General features: G+C 68.7%; 22 protein-coding genes and 1 pseudogene. 13 read left to right on the top strand and 10 right to left on the bottom strand.

Annotated features, from left to right (window positions below; genetic code table 11):
• Positions 1 to 108: 108 nt before the first annotated feature.
• Positions 109 to 432 (top strand): DUF6332 family protein, encoded by a 324-nt coding sequence (locus ACW4TU_RS41690; RefSeq protein WP_457422173.1) that lies wholly within the window; start codon positions 109 to 111, stop codon positions 430 to 432.
• On the opposite strand, the gene ACW4TU_RS41685 is transcribed toward ACW4TU_RS41690, so the two are convergent.
• From ACW4TU_RS41685 to ACW4TU_RS41675, 3 genes are all read right to left on the bottom strand, one after another.
• The gene (locus tag ACW4TU_RS41685) at positions 393 to 1,058 is read right to left on the bottom strand and encodes a response regulator transcription factor (RefSeq protein WP_457422171.1); all 666 of its coding nucleotides are present in this window, start codon (positions 1,056 to 1,058) and stop codon (positions 393 to 395) included. The two genes, ACW4TU_RS41690 and ACW4TU_RS41685, sit on opposite strands and share 40 nt — an antisense overlap.
• Complete coding sequence (locus ACW4TU_RS41680; protein ID WP_457422169.1) at positions 1,055 to 2,305, bottom strand: sensor histidine kinase; 1,251 nt, start codon at positions 2,303 to 2,305, stop codon at positions 1,055 to 1,057. Before ACW4TU_RS41680 ends, ACW4TU_RS41685 begins: the two co-directional genes overlap by 4 nt.
• Positions 2,306 to 2,428: 123 nt before the next feature.
• The gene (locus ACW4TU_RS41675; RefSeq protein ID WP_457422167.1) at positions 2,429 to 3,130 is read right to left on the bottom strand and encodes a TetR/AcrR family transcriptional regulator; all 702 of its coding nucleotides are present in this window, start codon (positions 3,128 to 3,130) and stop codon (positions 2,429 to 2,431) included.
• Positions 3,131 to 3,325: 195 nt separating this feature from the next.
• Here ACW4TU_RS41675 and ACW4TU_RS41670 point away from each other — a divergent pair, with 195 nt between their 5' ends.
• A complete protein-coding gene (locus ACW4TU_RS41670; RefSeq protein ID WP_457422165.1) occupies positions 3,326 to 3,781 on the top strand; it encodes a nitroreductase family deazaflavin-dependent oxidoreductase in 456 nt (151 codons plus the stop codon).
• A gap of 31 nt (positions 3,782 to 3,812) precedes the next feature.
• Here ACW4TU_RS41670 and ACW4TU_RS41665 read toward each other — a convergent pair whose 3' ends face one another.
• A complete protein-coding gene (locus tag ACW4TU_RS41665) occupies positions 3,813 to 5,021 on the bottom strand; it encodes a geranylgeranyl reductase family protein (RefSeq protein WP_457430571.1) in 1,209 nt (402 codons plus the stop codon).
• Between the two features lie 135 nt (positions 5,022 to 5,156).
• On the opposite strand from ACW4TU_RS41665, the gene ACW4TU_RS41660 reads away from it, so the two are divergent.
• Entirely contained in the window at positions 5,157 to 6,512 is a 1,356-nt protein-coding gene (locus ACW4TU_RS41660; protein WP_457422163.1) for a dipeptidase, read from the top strand.
• A gap of 19 nt (positions 6,513 to 6,531) precedes the next feature.
• On the opposite strand, the gene ACW4TU_RS41655 is transcribed toward ACW4TU_RS41660, so the two are convergent.
• From ACW4TU_RS41655 to ACW4TU_RS41645, 3 genes are all read right to left on the bottom strand, one after another.
• The gene (locus ACW4TU_RS41655) at positions 6,532 to 7,590 is read right to left on the bottom strand and encodes an NUDIX hydrolase (protein ID WP_457422162.1); all 1,059 of its coding nucleotides are present in this window, start codon (positions 7,588 to 7,590) and stop codon (positions 6,532 to 6,534) included.
• 144 nt (positions 7,591 to 7,734) lie between these two features.
• A complete protein-coding gene (locus tag ACW4TU_RS41650) occupies positions 7,735 to 7,938 on the bottom strand; it encodes a hypothetical protein (RefSeq protein WP_457422160.1) in 204 nt (67 codons plus the stop codon).
• A 334-nt stretch (positions 7,939 to 8,272) separates the two neighbouring features.
• Positions 8,273 to 9,229: an ROK family protein gene (locus tag ACW4TU_RS41645; RefSeq protein WP_457422158.1), complete on the bottom strand. Its 957-nt coding sequence runs from the start codon at positions 9,227 to 9,229 to the stop codon at positions 8,273 to 8,275.
• A gap of 223 nt (positions 9,230 to 9,452) precedes the next feature.
• Here ACW4TU_RS41645 and ACW4TU_RS41640 point away from each other — a divergent pair, with 223 nt between their 5' ends.
• Entirely contained in the window at positions 9,453 to 10,517 is a 1,065-nt protein-coding gene (locus ACW4TU_RS41640; protein WP_457422156.1) for a LacI family DNA-binding transcriptional regulator, read from the top strand.
• Between the two features lie 8 nt (positions 10,518 to 10,525).
• Entirely contained in the window at positions 10,526 to 11,335 is an 810-nt protein-coding gene (locus ACW4TU_RS41635) for a hypothetical protein (protein ID WP_457422154.1), read from the top strand.
• Here ACW4TU_RS41635 and ACW4TU_RS41630 read toward each other — a convergent pair.
• Positions 11,281 to 11,442 (bottom strand): annotated as a pseudogene (locus ACW4TU_RS41630) (serine/threonine-protein kinase); the annotation flags it as partial. The gene ACW4TU_RS41635 and the pseudogene ACW4TU_RS41630 overlap by 55 nt on opposite strands.
• A 641-nt stretch (positions 11,443 to 12,083) precedes the next feature.
• On the bottom strand, positions 12,084 to 14,222 hold the full coding sequence (locus ACW4TU_RS41625; RefSeq protein ID WP_457422152.1) for a pentapeptide repeat-containing protein: 2,139 nt from the start codon (positions 14,220 to 14,222) through the stop codon (positions 12,084 to 12,086).
• A 74-nt stretch (positions 14,223 to 14,296) separates the two neighbouring features.
• Between ACW4TU_RS41625 and ACW4TU_RS41620 the strand changes: the two genes are divergently transcribed.
• The 3 genes from ACW4TU_RS41620 to ACW4TU_RS41610 all read left to right on the top strand — a co-directional run bounded on the left by ACW4TU_RS41620 (position 14,297) and on the right by ACW4TU_RS41610 (position 16,989).
• Positions 14,297 to 15,211, top strand: coding sequence for a hypothetical protein (locus ACW4TU_RS41620; RefSeq protein WP_457422150.1), 915 nt, complete (start codon positions 14,297 to 14,299; stop codon positions 15,209 to 15,211).
• Between the two features lie 38 nt (positions 15,212 to 15,249).
• Positions 15,250 to 16,527: an IS701 family transposase gene (locus ACW4TU_RS41615; protein ID WP_457422148.1), complete on the top strand. Its 1,278-nt coding sequence runs from the start codon at positions 15,250 to 15,252 to the stop codon at positions 16,525 to 16,527.
• Positions 16,528 to 16,629: 102 nt separating this feature from the next.
• On the top strand, positions 16,630 to 16,989 hold the full coding sequence (locus ACW4TU_RS41610) for a hypothetical protein (protein WP_457422146.1): 360 nt from the start codon (positions 16,630 to 16,632) through the stop codon (positions 16,987 to 16,989).
• 52 nt (positions 16,990 to 17,041) lie between these two features.
• Here the strand turns inward: ACW4TU_RS41610 and ACW4TU_RS41605 are convergent, their stop codons facing one another.
• A complete protein-coding gene (locus ACW4TU_RS41605; protein WP_457422144.1) occupies positions 17,042 to 17,527 on the bottom strand; it encodes a hypothetical protein in 486 nt (161 codons plus the stop codon).
• A 318-nt stretch (positions 17,528 to 17,845) separates the two neighbouring features.
• Here ACW4TU_RS41605 and ACW4TU_RS41600 point away from each other — a divergent pair, with 318 nt between their 5' ends.
• The 5 genes from ACW4TU_RS41600 (at position 17,846) to ACW4TU_RS41580 (ending at position 22,790) form a co-directional block, all read left to right on the top strand.
• On the top strand, positions 17,846 to 18,451 hold the full coding sequence (locus tag ACW4TU_RS41600) for a hypothetical protein (protein WP_457422142.1): 606 nt from the start codon (positions 17,846 to 17,848) through the stop codon (positions 18,449 to 18,451).
• Entirely contained in the window at positions 18,448 to 19,059 is a 612-nt protein-coding gene (locus ACW4TU_RS41595; protein ID WP_457422140.1) for a toxin, read from the top strand. Before ACW4TU_RS41600 ends, ACW4TU_RS41595 begins: the two co-directional genes overlap by 4 nt.
• Positions 19,059 to 20,249: an MAB_1171c family putative transporter gene (locus tag ACW4TU_RS41590; protein ID WP_457422138.1), complete on the top strand. Its 1,191-nt coding sequence runs from the start codon at positions 19,059 to 19,061 to the stop codon at positions 20,247 to 20,249. The genes ACW4TU_RS41595 and ACW4TU_RS41590 overlap by 1 nt, the downstream gene beginning before the upstream one ends.
• Complete coding sequence (locus tag ACW4TU_RS41585) at positions 20,242 to 21,645, top strand: NAD(P)/FAD-dependent oxidoreductase (protein WP_457422136.1); 1,404 nt, start codon at positions 20,242 to 20,244, stop codon at positions 21,643 to 21,645. The genes ACW4TU_RS41590 and ACW4TU_RS41585 overlap by 8 nt, the downstream gene beginning before the upstream one ends.
• 479 nt (positions 21,646 to 22,124) lie before the next feature.
• The gene (locus ACW4TU_RS41580; protein WP_457422134.1) at positions 22,125 to 22,790 is read left to right on the top strand and encodes a TRADD-N-associated membrane domain-containing protein; all 666 of its coding nucleotides are present in this window, start codon (positions 22,125 to 22,127) and stop codon (positions 22,788 to 22,790) included.
• The last annotated feature ends 50 nt before the right edge of the window (positions 22,791 to 22,840 follow it).

Here is a 22,840-nt window from a genome sequence, read left to right as displayed (position 1 = left end):
TTACATGCACTTGCATTCGATGTATGCCCGCGACCAGGAACCGCTCCGACGTGTGTGCCCGGCCGGGATCGCTTGCCCGGCCGGGCACCCGCCTGTTTCACTCGGCGGATGGACAACCACGGGGGACACATGGGCCAGGGCCGCGCTCGGGGCACCCAGGCGCGGCGGGACGCGGTCACCGTGGAGATCGGATACGCCCTGTGCAGCGCCCTGCTCCTGGCGGCCCTCGTCTTCGGGGTGGTGGCCGGACCTGCGTGGGTCTTCGCACTGTCCGATTCCGTGCGGGACACGCTCGTCGCCTCGGGGGCGACACTGGGCGCCGTCCTGTTCACCGTGCGGGTGGTGAGCGTACTGAACCGCTTCGCCCGCGAGGACGACGGCACCGGCGGGGCTCAGCCCAGCCAGCCCGGCCGCACCAACCCCGACTCGTAGGCCAGCACGACCAGTTGAGCCCGGTCGCGGACCCCCAGCTTCACCATCGTGCGGCTCACATGGGTCTTCGCGGTGAGCGGGCTGACGACCAGGCGCCGGGCGATCTCCCCGTTGGACAGGCCGAGTCCGACCAGGGCCATCACCTCCCGCTCCCGCTCGGTGAGCCGGGCAAGGACGTCAGCGGCGACCGGTTCCTTCGAACGGGCGGCGAACTCGCCGATCAGGCGCCGGGTGACCCCGGGCGAGAGCAGCGCGTCACCCGCGACCACCGCCCTTACGGCGCGCAGGAGTTCGTCCGGTTCGGTGTCCTTCACCAGAAAGCCGGAGGCACCGCAGCGGATCGCCTCGAAGACGTACTCGTCGAGTTCGAAGGTGGTCAGCATGACCACCCGGACATCGTTCAGCGCCACGTCACCGGTGATCCGGCGGGTCGCGGCCAGCCCGTCCAGCGCGGGCATCCGGATGTCCATCAGGACGACGTCGGGGCGCAGTTCACGTACCCCGCGCAGCGCCTCCTCGCCGTCGGCGGCCTCCCCGGCCACCTCGATGTCGGGCTGCGCGTCGAGCAGCGCCCTGAACCCGGCGCGGACCAACGACTGGTCATCGGCGAGCAGTACACGGATCACCGGTCCTCCTTCACCCTGAGCGGCAGCACCGCCAGCACCCGGAATCCACCGTCCGCGCGCGGCCCCGCCTCGATCGTGCCACCGAGCGCGGCGGCCCGCTCCCGCATCCCCGCCAGGCCGTTCCCGCTGCCACCCGCGTCGGCGCCGGTCGCGGGCCCGTCGTCGTCGACGCACAACCGCAGGGCGCCGTCCGCCTCGTCGACCCGCACACGCGCGTGCCGTGAACCCGAATGCCGTACGACATTGGTGAGGGCCTCCTGGACGATCCGGAAGGCGGCCAGACCGGTGCCCGGCGAAAGCTTCGGGGCCGTGCCCCGCACCTCGACGTTCAGTCCCGCTCCCGCCGCCTGCTCCACCAGCTCGGACAGCCGGTCGAGCCCAGGCGCCGGAGCGCGCGGCGCGTCCCCCGGCGTACGCAGCGTGTCGAGCACCTGACGCACCTCCCCGAGCGCCTCCTTGCTCGCCGCCTTGATGGTGGTGAGCGCGCTCCGGGCCTGCTCGGGGTCGGAGTCGAGCAGCGCGAGACCGACCCCGGCCTGCACGTTGATGACCGAAATGCTGTGCGCGAGTACGTCGTGCAGCTCGCGCGCGATCCGCAGCCGCTCCTCGTCGGCGCGCCGCCGGGCGGCCCGGGCGCGCTCGGCGCGCTCCCGGTCCCACTGCTCCCGCCGTACCCGGACCAGCTCGGCCACCGCCACGACGGCCATCACCCAGGCGGCGGCGACGACCTCCTGGCCCCAGGGGGCAGCCTGGTCGCCGGACGGCGGCAGCCACCGGTACAGCCGGTGGGCGATCAGGACATGCCCGGCCCAGAGCATCCCGACGGCCGTCCAGGCCGCCTTGCGGTGCCCGGCGACGACAGCGCCGAAGCAGCCGAGGGCCACGGTCAGGAAGACCGGCCCGTACGGGTACCCGGCGCCGAGATAGACCATGGCGGCCGTGGCCGTGCCGAAGACGACGAGCACCGGGTACCGCTGCCGCCACAGCAGCAGCCCCGAGCCGGCGACGAGCAGGAGCCGTGCGAAGAGGTCCAGGTGGGCGCGCCCGCCCACCTGTTGGTCGGCGGCGAACTTCGAGCCGGCGAGCACGAAGGCGGTCAGCAGGACGGTGGAACGCCAGGGCCAACGGCCGACGCCCCTGTCCGTCCCGGGCCGGCCCTCCCCGTACCGGCGCTCCCGCCACGGGGGCCCGTGCCCCCACCACCGAGGCGGGCCTCCCCCGCTTTCGCGCACCCGCTGCTCGTCCATGTCCGCCACGCTAGACGGCCCCACCCGGCGACGGCGTCCGCCGGGCGAGGTGATCACCCGTACTCCCCGGGGAGTACGGGGCCCGTGGCAGCTCGCGCCTGCGCCCTCCCCTGTTCCCGCCCCCTAGTCCTTCTCGGGGAAGACCAGTCCCACCCCGTGGGCGATCCGGCTGACCGCATACCGGAAGAACCTCTCCCGGTCCTCCACCACGCGGTTGAACTGGCCGAACAGCTCGAACCCGACCAGCCCGTACACCTGCGCCCAGGCCGCGACGAGCGCCATCGCCACCTCCGGCGGGAGGTCGGGGGCGAGGTCGGCGGTCAACCGCTCGGCCTCGGGGCGCAGTTCGGCGGGGATCGGGGTACGCGCCACCCCGACGCCTCGGTGGGCGTCACGCACGATGCCGGTCAGCAGCAGGCCGACCCGGGAAGCGGCCGGCACGGTCGTGTCGGGCGCCTTGTAGCCGGGGACCGGCGAGCCGTAGATCAGCGCGTACTCGTGGGGGTGGCCCAGCGCCCAGCCTCGCACCGCCTCGCACACCGCGACCCAGCGCCGCAGCGGGCCGGTGTCCTCGGCGGCGGTGTGGGCGGCCTCGGCGGCCTCGCCCAGGGAGTCGTAGGCGTCGATGATGAGAGCGGTCAGCAGGTCGTCGCGGCTGGGGAAGTAGCGGTACAGCGCGGAGGAGACCATGCCGAGCTCGCGGGCGACGGCCCGCAGTGAGAGCTTGGCGGCGCCTTCCGCCGCGAGTTGTCTGCGCGCCTCGTCCTTGATCGCCGAGGTGACTTCGATCCGGGCGCGGGCGCGGGCTCCTTGTGCGGTGCTCATGGATGCGAGTGTTCCATGTTTTCAGAGCAGTGCACACAAACAAGAGCACTGAACTAAAAAGAGAGCAGTGCTCTTGCGTTGGATCACCGATCTCCGACAGACTGTTCTCAAGCGAGAGCAGTGCTCTCGCAAGCAAGGCTCCAGCGCTCCGGCATTGTCTGATGCCACGTTTCGCCAGGTCCCCAGGAGGACACCATGCCGTCACCGTCGACCCACTACGTGAAGCCCAAGGGCTTCGACAAGGTCATGAACGGGTTCATCGGCTGGCTCGCTCGCCACGGCGTGAGCCTCATGGGCACAGCCGAACTCTCCGTGCTCGGCCGCAAGAGCGGCGAGTGGCGCCAGGTGCCCGTCAACCCGCTGCCCTACGAGGGCGGCCCGTACCTCGTCTCGGCGCGCGGCCACTCCGAATGGGTCCGGAACATGCGCGCCGCCGGCGGCGGACAGCTCAAGGTCGGCCGCCGGGTGCAGGAGTTCACCGCGGTCGAGCTGCCCGACGCGGAGAAGCCGGTCGTGCTGCGCACCTACCTCAAGAAGTGGGGCTGGGAAGTGGGGCGCTTCTTCGGCGACGTCGACGTGAACTCCACCGACGAGGAACTGCTCGCCGCCGCTCCCAAGCACCCCGTCTTCCGGATCACCGTCAAACCGTGACCGCCCCGCCGGACCCGTACGAGGCGAGGCCTCAGGGCCGGTCGAGCACGGTCAGGGCGCGGCCCGCCATGGGGTGGCTGCGCACCAGCTCGCCCAGTGAGGTGGAGCCGCGGGTGATGTCCCGGAAAGCGTTCCACGCGGGGCGGAAGCCGGTCAGAGCGGCGTGGAACATTCCGGGGCGCCGCTCGAACGCCTTCAGCATGCTCCGGCCGACGGCCATCTCGACGCCGAGCCCCGCCTTGATCGCGAACGCGTAGTTCAGGGCCTGGCGGCGCGTGTCCACGGCGTCGTGGGCCTCCGCGATCCGTACCGCCCACTCCCCCGCGAGCCGCCCCGACCGCAGCGCGAACGAGATGCCCTCGCGGGTCCACGGCTCCAGCAGGCCCGCCGCGTCACCGCAGACCAGCACCCGGCCCCGGGAGAGCGGCGAGTCGTCGGCGCGGCAGCGCGTCAGGTGGCCCGAGGAGATGCTCGGTTCGAAGCCGGCCAGCCCCAGCCGGGCGATGAAGTCCTCCAGGTACCGCTTGGTGGCCGCGCCCTCACCACGCGCGGAGATCACACCCACCGTCAGCGTGTCCCCCTTGGGGAACACCCAGCCGTAACTGCCGGGCATCGGGCCCCAGTCGATGAGCACCCGCCCCTGCCAGTCCTCCGCGACGGTCTCCGGCACCGGGATCTCCGCCTCCAGGCCGAGATCCACCTGGTCGAGTTTCACCCCGACGTGTGCTCCTATGCGGCTGGCGCTGCCGTCCGCGCCCACGACGGCGCGGGCGAGCACGGTCTCGCCGCCCTGCAGGACCACGGCGACCGTCCGCCGGTCCGGCACCGCAGAACCGTGCTGCTCGACCCGCGACACCGTGACACCCGTACGCAGCTCGGCGCCCGCCTTCTGGGCGTGCTCGACGAGCTGCTGGTCGAACTCGGGCCGGTTGATGAGGCCGAACAGCATCTGCTTGGAGCGGCGGGTGCGGGTGAAGCGGCCGTTGTTGGAGAACGTGACCGCGTGCACCCGGTCCCGGAAGGGCAGTTCGAATCCGGGCGGCAGGGAGTCCCGCGAGGGGCCGATGATCCCGCCGCCGCACGTCTTGTAGCGCGGCAGTTCCGCCTTCTCCAGCAACAGCACACTGCGGCCCGCGACCGCCGTGGCGTACGCGGCCGAAGCCCCCGCGGGTCCCGCGCCCACCACAACGACGTCCCACACCTGCGCCACGTCGTCCGCCGAAGAGTTCTCGCTGCTCACGATGGTCTGCTGCTCCTGATCCATCCGCCTGCCGCACCTGTTCCTCCGCATCCTACGGCGGGCTTCGCCGCAGTCCGCTGTGGGAGGATCACAGGACTTCCCTCGTACAACGTCGCACCCACAAGGAGCGTGCCCATGTCCTCGAATCCGGTCGCCGAGACCGTCGCCTCCCTCATGCCGAGGGCACGGGCGGAGCTCACCGAACTGGTGGCGTTCAAGTCGGTGGCGGACTTCGAGCAGTTCCCGAGGAGCGAGAGCGAGGCCGCCGCGAACTGGGTCGCCGACGCGCTGCGCGCCGACGGCTTCCAGGACGTGGCCCTGCTCGACACCCCGGACGGCACGCAGTCGGTGTACGGCTTCCTGCCCGGCCCCGAGGGCGCGAAGACGGTCCTCCTCTACGCCCACTACGACGTGCAGCCGCCGCTCGACGAAGCGGGCTGGGCGACCCCGCCGTTCGAGCTGACCGAGCGCGACGGCCGCTGGTACGGGCGCGGCGCCGCCGACTGCAAGGGCGGCCTCATCATGCACCTGCTCGCGCTGCGCGCCCTGAAGGCGAACGGCGGCGTCCCGGTCAACGTCAAGGTGATCGCCGAGGGTTCGGAGGAGATGGGCACGGGCGGTCTGCAGCGGTACGCCGAGCAACACCCGGAGCTGCTCGCCGCCGACACGATCGTCATCGGCGACTCCGGCAACTTCCGGTTGGGTCTGCCGACGGTCACCGCGACGCTGCGCGGCATGGCTCTTGTACGCATCCGCATCGACACTCTCGAGGGCAACCTCCACTCGGGCCAGTTCGGCGGGGCCGCGCCCGACGCGCTGGGCGCGCTGATCCGCGTACTCGACTCGCTGCGGGCCGAGGACGGTTCGACGACGGTCGACGGGCTGACGGACGAGGCGTCGTGGGACGGGCTCCAGTACGACGAGGAGCAGTTCCGTACGGACGCCAAGGTGCTCGACGGTGTGGAGCTGATCGGCTCCGGCACGGTCGCCGACCGGATCTGGGCGCGTCCGGCGGTCACGGTCCTCGGCATCGACTGCCCGCCGGTGGTCGGCGCCACCCCGTCCGTGCAGGCGAGCGCCCGCGCGCTGGTCAGCCTGCGGGTGCCGCCGGGCGTGGACGCGGCGGCGGCGACCAAGCTCCTGGAGGCGCATCTGACAGCGCACACGCCGTGGGGCGCGCGGGTGAGCATGGAGCAGATCGGCGAGGGCCAGCCCTTCCGAGCCGACACCGCCAGCCCGGCGTACGCGGCGATGGCCGAGGCCATGGCGGTCGCGTACCCGGGCCAGGAGATGCAGTACGCGGGCCAGGGAGGCTCGATCCCCCTCTGCAGCACCCTCGCGTCGCTCTACCCGCGGGCCGAGATCCTGCTGATCGGCCTGAGCGAGCCGGAGGCACAGATCCACGCGGTGAACGAGAGCGTGTCCCCGGAGGAACTGGAGCGCCTGTCGGTGACAGAGGCCCTGTTCCTCCGGAACTACGCCGCGTCCTGAGCCCGCCGGGAAACCTGCCCTACTCCACCTCGGCCTGTCCCACCGCCACCCCCGCCTCCAGATAGAGCGCGGCGCCCCGTTCGCGGGCCCGCAGCGCCCCGCGCAGACGCTCGTAGCGGACGGGAGGGAGCAGGCCGGCGGCCTCCTCCTCGGTGACGAAGCGCCAGTCACGCAGTTCGGGGCCGGGCAGCAGCAGCCGCCCGGCCTCGGCGCTGTCGAGCCGCCCGCCGTCGAAGAGCAGGCGCAGTCCGCCGTATCCGGGTGGTGCGGGCGGCTCCCAGTCGATGACGAGGAGCCGGGGTACGTCGGTGAGGTGGATGCCCGTCTCCTCGGCGACCTCGCGGATGCCCGCGCGCGCGGGTGCCTCGCCCCGCTCGACGACCCCGCCGGGGAACTCCCAGCCGGCCTTGTAGGTCGGGTCGACGAGCAGGACCCGGTCGTGCTCGTCGAAGAGCAGGACCCCGGAGGCCACCGTCTCGCCGGTGGGTTCCGGGGTCTGCACGATGTCGCACACGGGCGCGGTCCCGGTGCTGACGGCTTCGGCGATCCGTACGGCCGTCTCGTACGGGGTGAGGGCACTGGTGTCGACCGGGTGGGCGTCGGCGGTGAGCCAGGAGGCGAGCGCCGTCCGGTACGGCTCAATCTGGTCGTACGACCACTGCCGTACGCGTATCTCGCCGTCCGGGAGGTCCGGTGGGATCTCCCGGGTGGCTATTCGCTCGCGCAGGATCGTTTCCGCCGGAGCGAGGAGCACATGCCGGACCGCGATCCGGCGGGCGGCGAGACCGCCGAAGATCTCGTCGCGGTACTCCTGGCGGAGCAGCGTCATGGGCACCACCAGGGTGCCTCCGAGCTCGGCGAGCATCGCAGCCGCGGTGTCCACGACGAGCCGCCGCCAGATCGGCAGGTCCTGGAAGTCGCCGACCTCGGCGAGGCGCTTGGGCGGGAGCAGGTGCGCGAGTGCGCCGCCGATGACCTCGGGGTCGAAGAGCGTGCTGTTCGGGATCAGTTCGTTCAGTTCCCGTGCGGTGGTGGTCTTCCCCGCGCCGAACGCGCCGTTGACCCAGACGACGATCACGTTTCCCCCTCTTCTGTTGGACCCCTGAGGCTTGCCCGCTCCACCCTGCCACGGAAACCAGATCCAGTTGAGGCCGCCGACACAGTGGCGCCGGTGCCCCGTCACACGGGTGCACCGGCGCCACTTCGACCACATTTGGGCTCGTCAGCCGGTGGTGCTGTCGCCTCCCAGCGGGTTCTGGTCCACGGCCAGGCTGTCGCTGGCGACGGTGTGGTCGAGGGCGCTGAGCGTGTCGTCCACGCTCAGATCACCGAGGGCGTCGGCCCCGAGACCGTGGGAGGGGGTGATCGCCGCGACGACGAACCCGGTGGCGAGGGAGGCGATGGCGAGCATGCTGCGCTTCTTCATGCCCGGTTCAACTGTTGAACCGGGGCCGGGGTCACGGCGTTCGCGCATCGCGTCACATTTCCGGTGGCCGCACCGTCCTACTACTGAGGCACACTCCACGGATCGCGGATGTCGACGCCCCGGATCGCCGGGATCCAGGGCGTCGTCAACGCCCTCTCACAGCCGCGCCGGCCCGGCACCCAGCCGACCCGACACCGCACGGCACGGCAGAACCCCCCGGCACAGCCGGACGCCGCCAACACCCCTGCTGCTGCCAGGAGGTCCCTGTCGTTCGCGTCACTTCACCGGCTTCCACCGGCTCCCCACCCGGATCGGGCGAGTCGGCTCGTGGTTCTCAGACGCTCGCCTCGGCCGTGTCGTCCGCCCTGCGTGTCAGAGCCGCCGCTGCCGCGCCGACCAGGCCCGCGTCCGTGCCCATCTGCGCCGGTACGATCTCCAGGCGCTGGACGAACGAGAGCGTGGCGTAGGTCTTCAGGGCCGCGCGCAGGGGCGTGAACAGGACGTCGCCGGCCTTGCCCACGCCGCCGCCGATCACGGCGACGTCGATCTCCACGAGGGTCGCGGTGGCGGCGATGCCCGCCGCGAGCGCCTGGGCCGCCCGCTCGAAGGAGGCGACCGCGACCGGGTCGCCGGCCCGCGCCGCCTCGGCCACGGCTGCGGCCGAGATGTCGCCGCCGGGGCCCGGCTGCCAGCCGTTCGCCAGTGCGCGGCGCGCGATGTTCGGACCGCTGGCGATGCGTTCCACGCAGCCCCGGGAGCCGCAGGCGCAGAGCTCACCGTCGAGTTCGACGCTGATGTGCCCGATGTGGCCGGCGTTGCCGGTGGGCCCGGGGTGCAGCCGTCCGCCCAGGACCAGGCCACCGCCGACGCCGGTCGAGACGACCATGCACAGCGCGTTGTCGTGGCCTCGGGCGGCGCCCTGCCAGTGTTCGGCCGCCGTGATCGCCACGCCGTCGCCGATCAGTTCGACGGGCAGGCCACCGGTCACGGCCCTGACGCGTTCGACGAGCGGAAAGCCGCGCCAGCCGGGTACGTTCACCGGGCTCACCGTGCCCGCGGAGGCGTCCACCGGCCCCGCGCTGCCGATACCGACGGCCGTCGCGCGTACCCACAGCGGCGATCCGGTCAGCTCGGCGACAACCTCCTCGACGGCCCGCATCACGCTCTCGCCGGCCTCCAGCGCGGGCGTCGGGCGCTGTGCGCGCAGCAGGATCCGGCCGTGGCCGTCCACCAGCGCTCCGGCGATCTTGGTGCCGCCGATGTCGAGCGCGGCCACGAGGTCGGTGTGCATCAGTGTCTGATCTCCCTGTCAACCATGGCAAAAGCGGGCAGGCCGGTCTGATGGTGGGGGCCCAGGCCGGAGTTGGCGGTGGACAGTGTCTCCTGCATCTGACAACGTTGTCCAGGCTCTATGCTCGACGCCACATCCTCATACACAACCTGGGACGACGCATCCCCCGTACGCATCACGGTCCGGAGCATCGCAGTGATCGCCGCGGACCGGCCGTCATCCCGTGGACGACAGGACAGGACAGCGCATCGTGGCCGACATTGCCCGCCGCCCGGAGAACCGCTACGGCAACCGTCCGACCATGAAGGACGTGGCCGCACGCGCCGGGGTCGGTCTGAAGACGGTCTCGCGGGTCGTCAACGCCGAGCCGGGGGTCACCCCGGAGACCGAGCGGCGCGTCCAGGAGGCCATCGACGCGCTGGGGTTCCGCCGCAACGACAGTGCGCGGGTGCTGCGCAAGGGCAGTACGGCGAGCATCGGCCTCGTCCTCGAGGACCTCGCCGACCCGTTCTACGGCCCCCTGAGCCGGGCGGTCGAGGAGATCGCCCGGGCACACGGCGCCCTGCTGATCAACGGGTCGAGCGCCGAGGACCCGGACCGTGAGCAGGAGCTGGTGCTGGCGCTGTGCGCACGGCGCGTGGACGGGCTGGTGATCATTCCGGCCGGTGACGACCACCGGTACCTGGAGCCCGAGCTGAAGGCGGGCGTCGCCACGGTGTTCGTGGACCGGCCGGCCGGGCAGATCGACGCCGACGTCGTCCTGTCGGACAGTTTCGGCGGCGCCCGCGACGGGGTGGCCCATCTGATCGCGCACGGCCACCGCCGGATCGGCTTCATCGGCGACATGCCCCGCATCCACACCTCCGTCGAGCGGCTTCGCGGCTACCGCGCGGCGATGGAGGACGCGGGCATACCGGTCGAGGACGCGTGGATGTCGCTCGGCGTCACCGACCCGGAGCGGGTGCGCCGCGCGGCCGAGGAGATGCTCACCGCGCCGTCCCCGGTCACGGCGGTCTTCGCGGGGAACAACCGGGTGACGGTGACGGTCGTCCGGGTCCTCAACGAACAGCGCCGTCCCGTCGCCCTCGTGGGTTTCGACGACTTCGAACTCGCCGACCTGCTCCGGCCGGGCGTCACCGTCGTCGCCCAGGACGCGGCCCAACTCGGCCGCACGGCCGCCGAACGCCTCTTCCGCCAGCTGGACGGCACGCTGCTCACCCCGGAGCGCATCGAACTCCCGACCCGCCTGATCACCCGGGGGTCGGGAGAACTGCCCCCGGCGGACTGATCCCGGGGATGCCCACACTCGAGTCCCTCGGCCTCGCCGAGGCGCCGCGCGAGCATCCGCTCACCTATCCGGGCGTGTGGCCGAGCGAGTCGGGGATCCTGGACGGCGACCGGTTCCTCCCCCTCCCCGTCGGCCCGCCGCCCGACCTCCCCGGCCTCTTTCCCGACCGTGTGCCCGTCCTCGCCGTCGGCTCCAACGCCTGTCCGGGTCAACTGCGGCACAAGATGGCGGAGTTCGACATCCGCGAGCCGCTCCCGATGACCCGGGCCCTGGTCACCGGGATCGAGGTCGGCGTCTCGGCCCATGTGAGCCGACTGGGGTATGTCTCCGCGTCACCCTTCAACGCCCCGGGGAACGCAAGGGAGTTGTTCGTCACCTGGCTCGACGCGGACCAGCTGGCCGTCATCGACGCCAGCGAGGGAGTGCCGGTCCCGACAGGCCCGTACGACCGTGCCTGGCTGCCCTCCCCCGAGGTGGGCGTCGAGTTGGAGTCGGGCGAACGGCTCTCCGGCGTGTACGCCTACGTCAACCGGCGCGGGGTGCTGCACGACGGGTCCGGAACTCCACGCCCACATCCGGGAGAACGCCGGCTGCTCACCGAACTCCTCGGCCAGTCACCGGGGTTGAGGGACCTGTTCGGCGGCACGCCCGAGGAGTTCTGCGCCCGGGCCCGCTTCGACCGGGACCGGTGCGATCGCGGTACCCGGCTGTTCGCGGCGGAGGGGCTGGTGGTCGCGTCCGGTCTGGAGGCGTATGTGCGGGCTCAGCAGACCGGGAGTCCGGGCACGGGGGCGTCGTTGTCGCCGCCCTTGAGGTAGACGTCGCTGACGTAGACACCGGCGTTGCCGCTGTCGTCGTCGGTCTTCGCCCACCAGACGTTGGTCCACTCGCCGTATGTCTCGCGCCGGCCCAGATTCTGCTGGCAGGAGAGTCACCGCACCGCTATCACCTGCGTAGCCATGCAGATTGCCCCCCTCCATGGCTACCTTGATGGCTACTTAAGCTCCCAACCCTGCTTCATGCCTGCGCAGTTGCGCTTCCGGCGCGGCACCAGCGATGGCCCCCGAGTCCATCGGCTTTCTAGAGAACAGCGAGAGGGCATCGGTCTGCGGCCCAGCCAAGGGGCGTCCAGCATGTGGACACCATCCGTGATGCACGTCACATGGCCGTAGGGATCTGTACAGCAGATGTGCATTTCCGGCGCAGGTGCCTCGTGAACTCAGAAAACCCAGGCTGGAACAGACCATAAATATCCTCGAACGGGTTACCTCCCGGCATTGACTTGCTCTGACCAAGGCAGACGGATTGGTTGCAGTCCGACCCCCGACAGAGGCCGACGACTCTGCTCTGAGGCATGCCCGACGACGGGGCTCGGCCCAAATTTACGGGCCGGCGACCAGCCTCGAAGACCGGAGACACGCCCCTGGTGAAGACTGATAGGCAGAACTGGAGGGCTACATAAGAGGGCTTCTGAGAAGACTCGTTCAGAGGACAGCTTTACACTCCGGTGCAGCAGGAGCATGCCCGTTCACGTGCACTGGTTGCTTCAGTGCCGGGTGGGCGAGGTCAGCGTTTTACACGGTTGCGGATGGCTAGGACCGCGAGGGCCAGGAGGACGGGCTCGGTCAGGCGGGAGGTCATCTCGATGTAGGTGCCAGCGGTGGTCAGGTCCTGCTCGGCGGAGCGGAAGACCACCGAGTTGAGGGTGACGTTCAGAGCCTTCTCGAAGCGCTCGCCGGTGAACCGGTTCCCGGTGGGGTTGCGCGGATCGTCCTTGTCGATCTCGAAGGTCACTCGCCCGCCGCCAGACGGCACGGTGCCGGTCGCTTCCTGCTTCGGATCGTCCTTGGGGAGTCCGAAGCCCATCAGCAGCAGGATGGTGACGAGCATGGCGGCGGCGAGCCAGCCTAGCGCCCGGGAAGCGCGCAGGCCGTAGCCGGACAGCAGCCAGTAGCTGTGCAGCAGTCCACGTTCGGCGCGGGTGGTGCCGGTGTGGTCGTGGCGGCGCATCTCCATCTCGCCGTAGTAGAAATCTGCCGCACCCGGCTCGTTCTTGCTGTCCTCCAAGGCCTTGCGCAGCGCCCGGTACACCGGTGCCAGCTGTGCTGGTCCGACTTGCCCAGCTCCAAATACGGCTACGTTCCAGCCCGGGACGGTTGTCGGCTGACTTGCGCGCCAGTGGTGCTCTTCAGCGAGCGTGCGGCGCTGAGTGAACCGCACCAGGCGCCCGGCTTGCCAGTGTGTACCGGGTGGGACCGTGTCGAAGGAGCAGGTGCCTTCCAGGCGGAGCTGGTCGAGGTGCACAGTCCCGGTGAACAGGCATCCCGCGAGTCCGACGTCGGCGAGGACCAGGTGGGCCGCGTCCACTCCGCGCAGCGAGGCGATGCGCGCCTTGGCGTCGGGCGCGCCAGTGAAGGGCACTTCTGCCATCTGCTGGCCGTCGGAGAGCACGAACGGATCTGGCTCTGCCGCAATGGTCAGGGGATATTCGAAGACCGCATGGGCGAAATCCACCGTGGCGTAGCGCAAACGCAACTCCGCCGTCGACGACCAGCGGGTCCGCCGGCACTCCAGGCGGCGCGCAGCAAACGAGAGGGTTACCGGGCCGCCGAACACCGCCCCGGACAACGTGACCCGCCCGGCGCACACAAACGGCCCGAGACTCAATGCCCTCTCGAAGGTCGCCGACCTGAACAACGCGTCGCTCTCGAAGGTTGCCGACTCGAACCAGGCGTCGCTCTCGAAGGTCGCCGACACGAACCAGGCGTTGCCCTTGACGGTCACCGACTCGAACCTGGCGACGCCCTCGAAGGCCGCCGACCCGAACCAGGCGTCGCTCTCGAAGGTCGCCGACACGAACCAGGCGTTGCCCTTGACGGTCACCGACTCGAACCTGGCGTTGCCCTCGAAGGTCGCCGACACGAACCAGGCGTTGCCCTTGACGATCACCGACTCGAACCTGGCGACGCCCTCGAAGGCCGCCGACACGAACCTGGCGGCGCCCTCGAAGGCCGCCGAATCGAACCACGCGTTGCCCTCGAAGGTCGCCGAATCGAACCACGCGCCGCCCTTGAAGGTCGCCGACCGGAACCAGGCGTCACCCTTGACAGTCACCGAATCGAACCACGCGTCGCTCTCGAAGGACACCGACTCGAACCCGGCGACGCCCTTGAAGGTCGCCGACTCGAACCAGGCGACGCCCTCGAAGGCCGCCGAATCGAACCACGCGTCGCTCTCGAAGGACACCGAGCGAAACCAGGCGTCGCTCTCGAAGGTCGCCGACTCGAACCTGGCGACGCTCTCGAAGGTCGCCGACTCAAACCTGGCGTCACTCTCGAAGGTCGCCGAATCGAACCACGCGTCGCCCTTGAAGGTCGCCGACCGGAACCTGGCGATGCCCTCGAAGGTCGCCGACCGGAACTCGGCGGCGCCAAGGCGGGGGTGTCCGGTGGAAGGGTCGCGGAGAACGCTGAGGAGGGCATCGAGAAGTGGTTCGGTGAAGGGGGTGCCGCGGTGGTCGATGTCGGCGCCGGGGGTCAGGCTGGCCAGATAGACGTCACGGTCGGAGTCATCCAGGTGGGCAAGGCATGACGTGTGGCCGGCAACGTGGATGCCTCGGCAACCGACTGGGTCAGTCGGGCTGCTGCGGCCGCAGTGTGGCCACGAAGGCGGAGTTGGGGACGGTGCAGGGCTTGGGTGCGGCATACCCGAAGGACGGCTGAGTACGGGCCAGCGGTTGCCTGCGTCCAGATCACGCGTTCTGCCACCTACATCGATTCGTGCTGAAGACGCGAGCGCCGTCGACGGTTCTTCGCGTTCCGGCCGTCACTGCCATCGGGATGGGTGACACTGCCGATGTGTTGAGGATCGGTCTTTCAATCGTGGTCAATCTGGTGATCTGGGTCGCGATCCCTCTGCTCGTCTTTCCTGGGCCGGTTCAGCGCTGGTCGTCGCGGCTTTTGGAGGACTTTGAGCGACTGCGGGTCGCCTCGGGGGTGCGTCGAGCTGCTCCGCTTCTGATGCAGATGATGCTGCTGCCGCCTCGAATACGAGATCGGGTCGACGGCCACGGATTGGCCCCGCTGTATGTCATGCGGTGGTGGCGCGCTTTGCCCCTGGCCACGGCGATCAAGACACTCCAGTTCCTCTTACTGCTGTTCGTCGCGGCGAACGTCGACGACATGGCCGACTGGGAGCATCTGCGGTTGAGCGCGGATCCTGGGCCGCAGCCCGGCGTGGTGCAAGCACTGCTGAGCAGCATCGTGGCTTTACCAACGATGGTGCGGCTCTGGGACTTTGGCGCGATCGGCAAAGTCCCGCCCTTCCTGTTCTGGGCCCTGATCTTGATCGTTGAAGTACGGCTCGCCAACCGCATAAACCTGACCAGTTCTGGCAACCGAGGGACGGTTGCCGCCTATGACCTGGAGTACCTCACTGGACTCCGGGACAAGGAGAGCGCGCGAATGGAGTACCGGCGCTGTTGGGCTGTCGTTGCGCTACTGACGGTCGCAGCCCAGTGCGCCACAGTTCTCCGGCGTTGGGAGGAGACCCAACCGGACTGCCAGATCCCGCGCGTTTCCATGCAACCGGTTGAGCATGCCATCTGGAGGGCCCATCGCACCCGCCGCGCTAGAGCTAGACGGCACAATGAGCGGCAGTTCAAGGCGCATGCGGCACTAGTAGGACTCCGTTAGGTCTTTCTGTCGGTGGTGTTCAGCGGCATGGTGGGTGTGTGGACGCACATGAAGTGAACCGTGCTCGGGCGAAGTTGGCGTTGTTCGTGGCTGATGTGTTCTCCTCGGTGCCGCGCAAGGACCAGCGGGCCAAGGGCGACTGCTATCTGCGGGGGCTGATGGTGGACGGGCGGCGCAAGTCCATCCAGGCCATGGCTGCGCGGCTGCCGGACGGCAACGAGCAGAACCTGCAGCAGTTCGTGAACCAGTCGCCGTGGGATCCGGTGCCGGTGCGGCGGCGGATCGCGGAACGGATGGTGCCGCTGATCGGCCCGGATGCCTGGGCCATCGACGACGTGTCGTTTCCCAAGGACGGGAGGATGTCGGTCGCCGTGGCTCACCAGTACTGCGGGGCCCTGGGCAAGCAGGCGAACTGTCAGGTGGCGGTCAGCGTGCACGCGGTCACCGATGCCGCCTCCGTCCCGCTTCAGTGGCGGCTGTTCCTGCCCAGGGAGTGGGACAGCGACGCCGAACGCCGGCTTCGCTGCCAGGTGCCCGATGAGGTCGGGCACCGGGAGAAGTGGCGCCTGGCCCTGGACACCCTCGACGAACTGGCCGGGTGGGGGCTGGTGCCGCCGGTGGTGGTGGCCGACGCCGGCTACGGGCAGAACGCCGACTTCCGCGACGGCCTGACCGGCCGGGGCATCGGATATGTCGTAGCGGTCCGTTCGGATGTGACCGTGCACCCGCACCATGCGCAGCCCGCCGCCCCGGCCTGGTCCGGGAACGGCCGCAAACCGCAGGCCCGTTACCGGGACAAGCCGTCCTCCGTGTCCGTTCTGGCCGTTGGTCACGGGCGACAGGCATTCACCGAGGTCACCTGGCGTGAAGGCTCCCGCGGGCCGATGCGCTCGCGCTTCCTGGCACTGCGGGTGCGGCCGGCCGGGGTCCGGGCCCGCCGCCTGGCCCGGGCCGCCGCGACCGCGCAGGAGGGCTTGTGGGACGGTGTCCTGCCCGAGGTCACGCTGCTGGCCGAGTGGCCCGAAGGCGCCGAAGCACCCACCGACTACTGGCTGTCGAACCTGCCCGCCGGCACCCCGCTGGCCGAACTGGTCCGCCTGGCCAAGATCCGCTGGCGCATCGAGCACGACTACCGGGAACTCAAGCACGGCCTCGGCCTGGACCACTTCGAGGGACGTTCCTGGGCGGGGTGGCATCACCACGTCACCCTGGTCACCGCCGCCCACGCCTTCCTCACCGAACAGCGCCTGGCCCCAAAAGCCGATACGGCGGACTCACCCTCTACCAGATCCTCGACACCATCCAGGACCTGCTGAACTGCTGGACCGGCACCTGCACCACCTGCCACCGCCCCCTGCCCAGAACCTCCGCCACCAGACCAAACCCAAGAGCCAAAGCAACCTAACGGAGTCCTACTAGTGGTGGGCGCGTTAAGACGGGCCGAAGCGCGGCAGGACTCCGAGCCGGGTCGCGCCCTTGAAGACCTCATCGTGATGCTGCTGACAATCGCCGAACGCTACGCCGAGGGCCGCATCGACGACCTTCTCGACGCCGATCAACTAACCGGTGTGGATCCGGCCACACCGAGGGAGCGATTGCGAATGGTCGTGGTGGGGGTCGCGGTCGTGCTGGTCATGGCTTGTGCGGCCGTCCTCGGGTTGCCCGAAGCTGCGCTCGTTCCTTTGCTGCCGGTGGTGGTGCTGTTTGTCGCGGTTGTCTTCAACCGCGGTCGGATGCCAACGGCGGGGCAGCTCAGCGAGCTGATCATCCCTCGGTGAGGTTGAACAGCCCGTATTGAAGCCCCAGCCGCCTCACCTCATAGAACACCGCCTAAACCTTCGACCGAACTGGAATGGACGCCCAGGTCGCGAACCCGTTGTCATCGCCGCGGTGTTGGCCGATGTCGTCGGCCAGGCGGTGCACGAGGAACAAGCCCGGCTCCTCGTGCGGGCCAGGCAACGGGCGGCTCATCTCTCCGACGGTGATCAGGACGTGCTCACCGTCGTACGAAATCCGCCCACTCAGATCGGTGCTGGCACGGTGCCGGGCGGTGACGTCGACGAGTTCGGTCAGCACCGAGAGGACCGCTTCGTCAACGACTTCGGCGTTGGGCGCTGCGACGAGCAGTGCGGGGAGCACCTTCGTGACGAAGCCGCGCGCTCGGCGCATGCTCTCGATGGGTGTGTACTGGGGGCCGAGACGGAACTCGACTGAGTTCTCTACGTTGAGAACCCTCGGCACGGCAGGGGCTTTGTCGGCCGCGGGTTTCCGCAGGCTGGATGCCCAGAGCTGTGGCATGGCGTCGGAGATCGTCACGGTGCTGTCCGTCCCGTCGACTACGTCGTGCGAATGCTGGTTCGAAGCTTTCTCGAGGTTCGGCTGGTGTTGCTGTTTCGTGTGCTTCCATGCACCGGCTTAGCCCTCCGTGAGGTGTTGCGTCGCTGGGTCGCGTCGCGAGTCGTTGCCGGATACGGGGTGTGCTGATACCCGTCGGTAGCGTAGACACGGATCTTGCTACGACTCATGACACCTGTCAACGATCGTTTTCAGGCGGGAAACGATCGTTGGCTCTAGGGTGGGTCTCCACGTAGTGTTCGAGCCCCCAACGACTCACCCACACCAGGAGCGCAATCGGTGGAGCCACATCTCCCCGAGACTCTTCGGCGCCTCAACGCGCGCATCGAGGAGCAGGGCCTTGCAAGATCGGAACTACTCGACCCTCGTGAACTGGCTGCTCAGACTGCCCTTTCGGAGGAAGACGTCAGTGCCCTCTTGCGCGGCGAAACTCCGTCGCCCGGCACCGTTGAGCAACGGGTTTGCGCACGTATCAGGACGTTGGCCGACGGCCGTTTGGTTCGCACCAACATCCGCATGTCGGAGCTCGCAGCGGACGTGGCTGAGCGGCTGGCTATCTCTCAGGTGTGGGCGCGCAAGCTCCTCGCCGGCGAGAAGGTTCCCAACGTCACCCTCCTGCACGGTCTCGCAGAGTTCTTTGACGTAGAGGGTGGCGAAGCGTTCTTCACCGCGCCGCCCGACGAGGCCCTCAACCGGGTTCTCCTGCCCCGGTTGTTGAAGTACGAGAATCCGGTGCAGGACCCTCTCCAGGCACTTATGGAGAAGCACGGCGTGGTCGGTGTCGACCTGCGCCTCCATGGCTCGCTGACGTCCGACCAGATCGAGGAGCTTCTGGTGAACGTCCTCCGGTCTATCGTCCCGCCGACGGGAGACGCCCCACGATGAGCATCAAAGAGATGAAGTCCTTACTTGCCGTCCTTGGCCGGGAGGCGGGCAAGGTGATTACGCGGCCGGCCGACCCCCAGGCCGTCATGGCTGAGTTTTGCAAGGCCATGAGCGTGCGCGTCAACCGGCCCATCCAGCTTGTGTTCAACGCTTTTCCCGAGGACATTGCTGTTTCCGGCGTACGCCTCGACCTCGGTGATTCCTCGGTGATCGTCGTCGAAGAACGGGCTGTCCCGGAATCCCAACTGGTCATCCTTGGACATGAGTTATGGCACGAGGAGAAAGGCGATTGTGGCCACCACGTGGACGGGAACATCCCCGCAGCCGCCCGCAGCCTCACGGCTGATCAGGCTCCCGACGCAGTCCATCGTGCCGTGCAGCAGATCATCGTGGCCCAGCAGATCCCACGTGAAGCACTCCTGACCGTGGCGGCACGCGCCGACTCCCACGACGACCACGAGGTCGACGCTGAGACATTCGGCCTGTTGTTCGGCCGCGAGGTACGTACCTGGATTCCTGGACGGTACGCAGAGGGCCCGGTGAACCCCGACACGGTGGAGGGCCGGATCAATCTGTCGCTGAGCAACCGCGGCGGGCGCATCCTCTGATGGAACTCAGCGACTTCCACATCCCCTACGCCCTTCCCACCCTGCTGCTGGCGATAGCCCTCATTTTCAAGCTTCCCACGCTCGCACGCGCCTGGCGTGACCCCGACGTACGCGCAACAGCCCTGCTCCTGGCCCTGGCTACGGCCGTCTTCGTCTCGGTCACTCCGGCCAACATCCACCGGATCAACGTGATGACGGGCGTCCCGAACATCGCCGCGCCCTGGACCTATTCACTTTTGACCGCCTTCTGCGCCACCTGTCTGAACATGATCAGGCGGTGGCGAGAGGGGCCCTCCGCCAAGCGCCAACGGAAGATGAAGCGGGTCTACTTCATCTACACCGGGATCATCGTCGCGCTGTGGGTCACTTTCTTCCTCGCCGACGTGTCCAGGGAACGGGTCTACGACCTCGATACCTACTACGCCAATACGCCGTGGATGCGTGAGCACGTGCTCTTGTACCTGGTCGCCCACATGGTCTCGGCCATGGTCGCCGCGTACATGATCGGCACCTGGTTCTCCAAGGTCGGGAACCGCTGGCTGAAGACGGGACTCGTCTGTCTGCAGGCGGGCTATGCATCCGGCCTGGTCTTTGACGTCGCCAAGATCGTCGCTATGGGTGCTCGCTGGTCCGGCACCAACTGGGACTTCCTCAGCACCCAAGTGGCACCGCCCTTCGCGCTCCTGGACGCGGTCCTGGTCGCGATCGGATTCATCATTCCCCAGGCCGGCCCGGCAATCAGGAGATGGATCCAAGAACGCGCCGAGTACCGCCGTCTTCAACCGCTCTGGCGAGCGCTGCGAGTCATCCAAAGGTCCTCCGCACAGGCCAGGGTGAGCCGCTGGGCGCCGCTCGACCTGCGCCTACTCCAACGCCAGCAGAGCATCCATGACGCACTGCTCCGTCTCGCCCCTTACTTCGATCACGGCCGGTACTACCAGACGTACGAAAAGGTCCGCGCTGACGACAACGAGACCACGGCTCGTGGAGCTGCCGGTGCCGCTGCCATCCGGGCAGCCATCGACGCTCTCCGTGAAGGAGCGCCCTACGCCTCCAACGACCAACCCGCCCAGATCGGAACCGATGTCACCGACCACATCATCGCCATCTCCGATGCCTTCCGCCGCCACCGCCTCGTCGACACCATCCGCCAGCGGGCGACCACAAGAGAGAGCGTTAGCCATGTCTGACAGCCTGACAACCCGTCGGCCCACCGCCATCGTCATAGGCGCCAGCGCTGCCGGCCTCTTCGCCGCCGCCGCGCTCAGCGAGTTCGCCAACGTCACCATCGTCGAACGCGACTCCCTCCCCAGCGGCCCCCAGGCCCGCCGAGGCGTCCCTCAAGCCCGCCATGCCCACCTCGTATGGAGCGGCGGGGTCAAGGCCTTCAACGAACTGCTCCCCGGCATCGTCGGGGACGTCGTGGCCAGCGGCGCCCGCCTCGTCCACATCATGGGCGACATGGTCTCCAGGGCCCCCAACGAGGTCTGGTTCCGGCGTTTCATGACAACCCACCACCGCAACCTGGTCTGTTCCCGCGACCTGCTCGACTGGCAACTCCGAGAACGCGTCCTCAGCATCGAGCACATCTCCGTTATGCAGGACACCACCGTCCTCGGCCTGGATGGCAGCGCCACGCGCGTCACCGGGGTCCGCGTTCGTGACGGTGCCGACAACGAGCTCACGCTGGACGCCGACATGGTCGTCGACGCATCCGGCCGCGGCTCCCATGCTCCCCAGTGGCTCACAGCCCTACGACTGCCACAGGTCACGGAGCGCAAAGTCGACGCCGGCGTCGCGTACGCCACCCGGCTCTTCCGGGCCCCCGGCACCGCGGGCGACATCAACTTCCCGCTGGTCAACGTACAGGCCAACCCCGACAAGGCTCCCGGACAGGGCGGCATCATCCTGCCCGTCGAAGACCGCCAATGGGTCGTCACCCTCTCCGGCACCCGGGGCGGCGAACCCACCAAGGACCCAGACGCCTTCGTCGACTTCGCACTCGGCCTCGGCGACCCCATCATCGGCGAACTATTGCAGGACGCCGAACCCCTCGGCGACGTCGCCACCACTCGCAGCACCGCCAACATTCGCCGCTACTACGAGAAAATGGCCTCCTGGCCCGACGGCTTCATCGTCCTCGGCGATGCCATCGCCGGCTACAACCCCGTCTACGGGCACGGCCTCACGGTCGCGGCACAGTGCGCCATCGCAGTCCGCGACATCCTGCGCACCACCAGCATCACCGTTCCCGGCACTGCGCGGCGTCTCCAGCAGGCCGCAGCCCGCCCCGTCGCCGCATCGTGGGATCTGGCCGTCGGTCAAGACATCTTCTACCCGGGGGCAACCGACACCCCGCCCACCAGTACCGAGAAGTTCCTCGCCCGGTTCATCGACCGCGCCGTTAAGACCGGAGCCCGCAACCCCAGAGCCCTTGGCGCACTGTTGGACGTGATGAGCCTGGAAGCGCCCCCTACACGCCTACTTTCCCCGGACATGCTCATTCCGATGCTCTTCGGCCCGAAACGCTCGTTCCTTCACGGCCCGCCTCTGACGGAGCGAGAGCGGAAGACCGTCATCCGCTAAGCAAGATCATTTTTGCCCAACCAGGAGACACCGCGCCCGGACGGGTGACCGTACGGGGCCCTCCCACACAGATCTGGCGTACCGAAACGGGCATCACCAAAGATGGCCCCGGACTTCAGAGGGCGATACGGGAGTCTTCCTGCGTCAACGGCAGCCCTGACTGCCTCCCTGTCGAAGGAGAGCCCGAGGCGCTGAGCGTGGTTCGAGGGTCGTGCCGACGGACCACTCCATCTGACGGGCGATCTCGTTGCGGCTGACACCGTCAGCGTGGAGCTGACGGAGGGTCTCCTCGTCCTCGGGGCAGAAGGTGCGGGCCACGGCCGGCTCACCCCCTCACACGCGTGTGGTGTCGGGTGACCGGTCAGGGCGAAATCCCCCGAAGAAGCTGGTGCCACTGACAGGATCAAGGGGTGGATACAGGCGTTGTAGCACTTGTCGGGTCGTTGGCCGGAGCCGTAGCTACGGGGCTTTCGGCCTTCGTGACGAACAGGTTCGGGAAGGCTGTCGACCGAGAACGGGCTGCGCTGACCGAGGAACTCCTGCCGGAGAGCGTTGCGCCTGAGCACCCGACGCCAGAGGAGAAGGACAGCGCCAAGTTCACCAAGCTCCTGATCCGCTACTACAGCTATGGGCTGACCCAAGCGCGGGCGAGCTTCTACGTGAGCCTGTTCGCTTCGATCATCGGCGGTGGGGTCCTGATCACCGGAGTTGGTCTGGCGATTTTCCGTGCGGACACCATCGGTGATCAGTACGCCTCGATCGTCTCCAGCGTGGCGGGACTGCTGACGGTGGCGATCGGCACCTTGTTCCACAAGCGCGCTGATGCCGCCCTGCGTCATATGGAATCCCAGAGCAGGGGGCTCCGTGAGGACATGAAGGTAGAGAGGGATACGGACCAGGCCATTCAGCTACTCCAAGAGGTGAATGAAGACCATCTGAAGTCCCATCTCCAAGCTGCGTTGATCCTCAAGTTTTCGGGCTCCGAGATGCCGGACCTCAGCAAGGTGGTAACACGGGTCGACCTGTTCGAGAGGCTGCGTATCTCGGGTGTGGTCACGCCCATCGAACTGGCCGAAATCCGCAGGCACCTGACAGCGCCGCTGTTCGTTGGAGATGACACTCCCTCTCCGCCCCCGCTTGCGTAGTGACGGGCGGCTGGTCAGGCGCTGACGGGCGTGAGAGGCCTAGGATCCGC

The sequence above is a fragment of the Streptomyces kryoterrae genome (assembly GCF_054072135.1).
The sequence above is the reverse complement of the archived record's forward strand: the minus strand, read 5'-3'. Positions and strand labels throughout refer to the sequence as shown.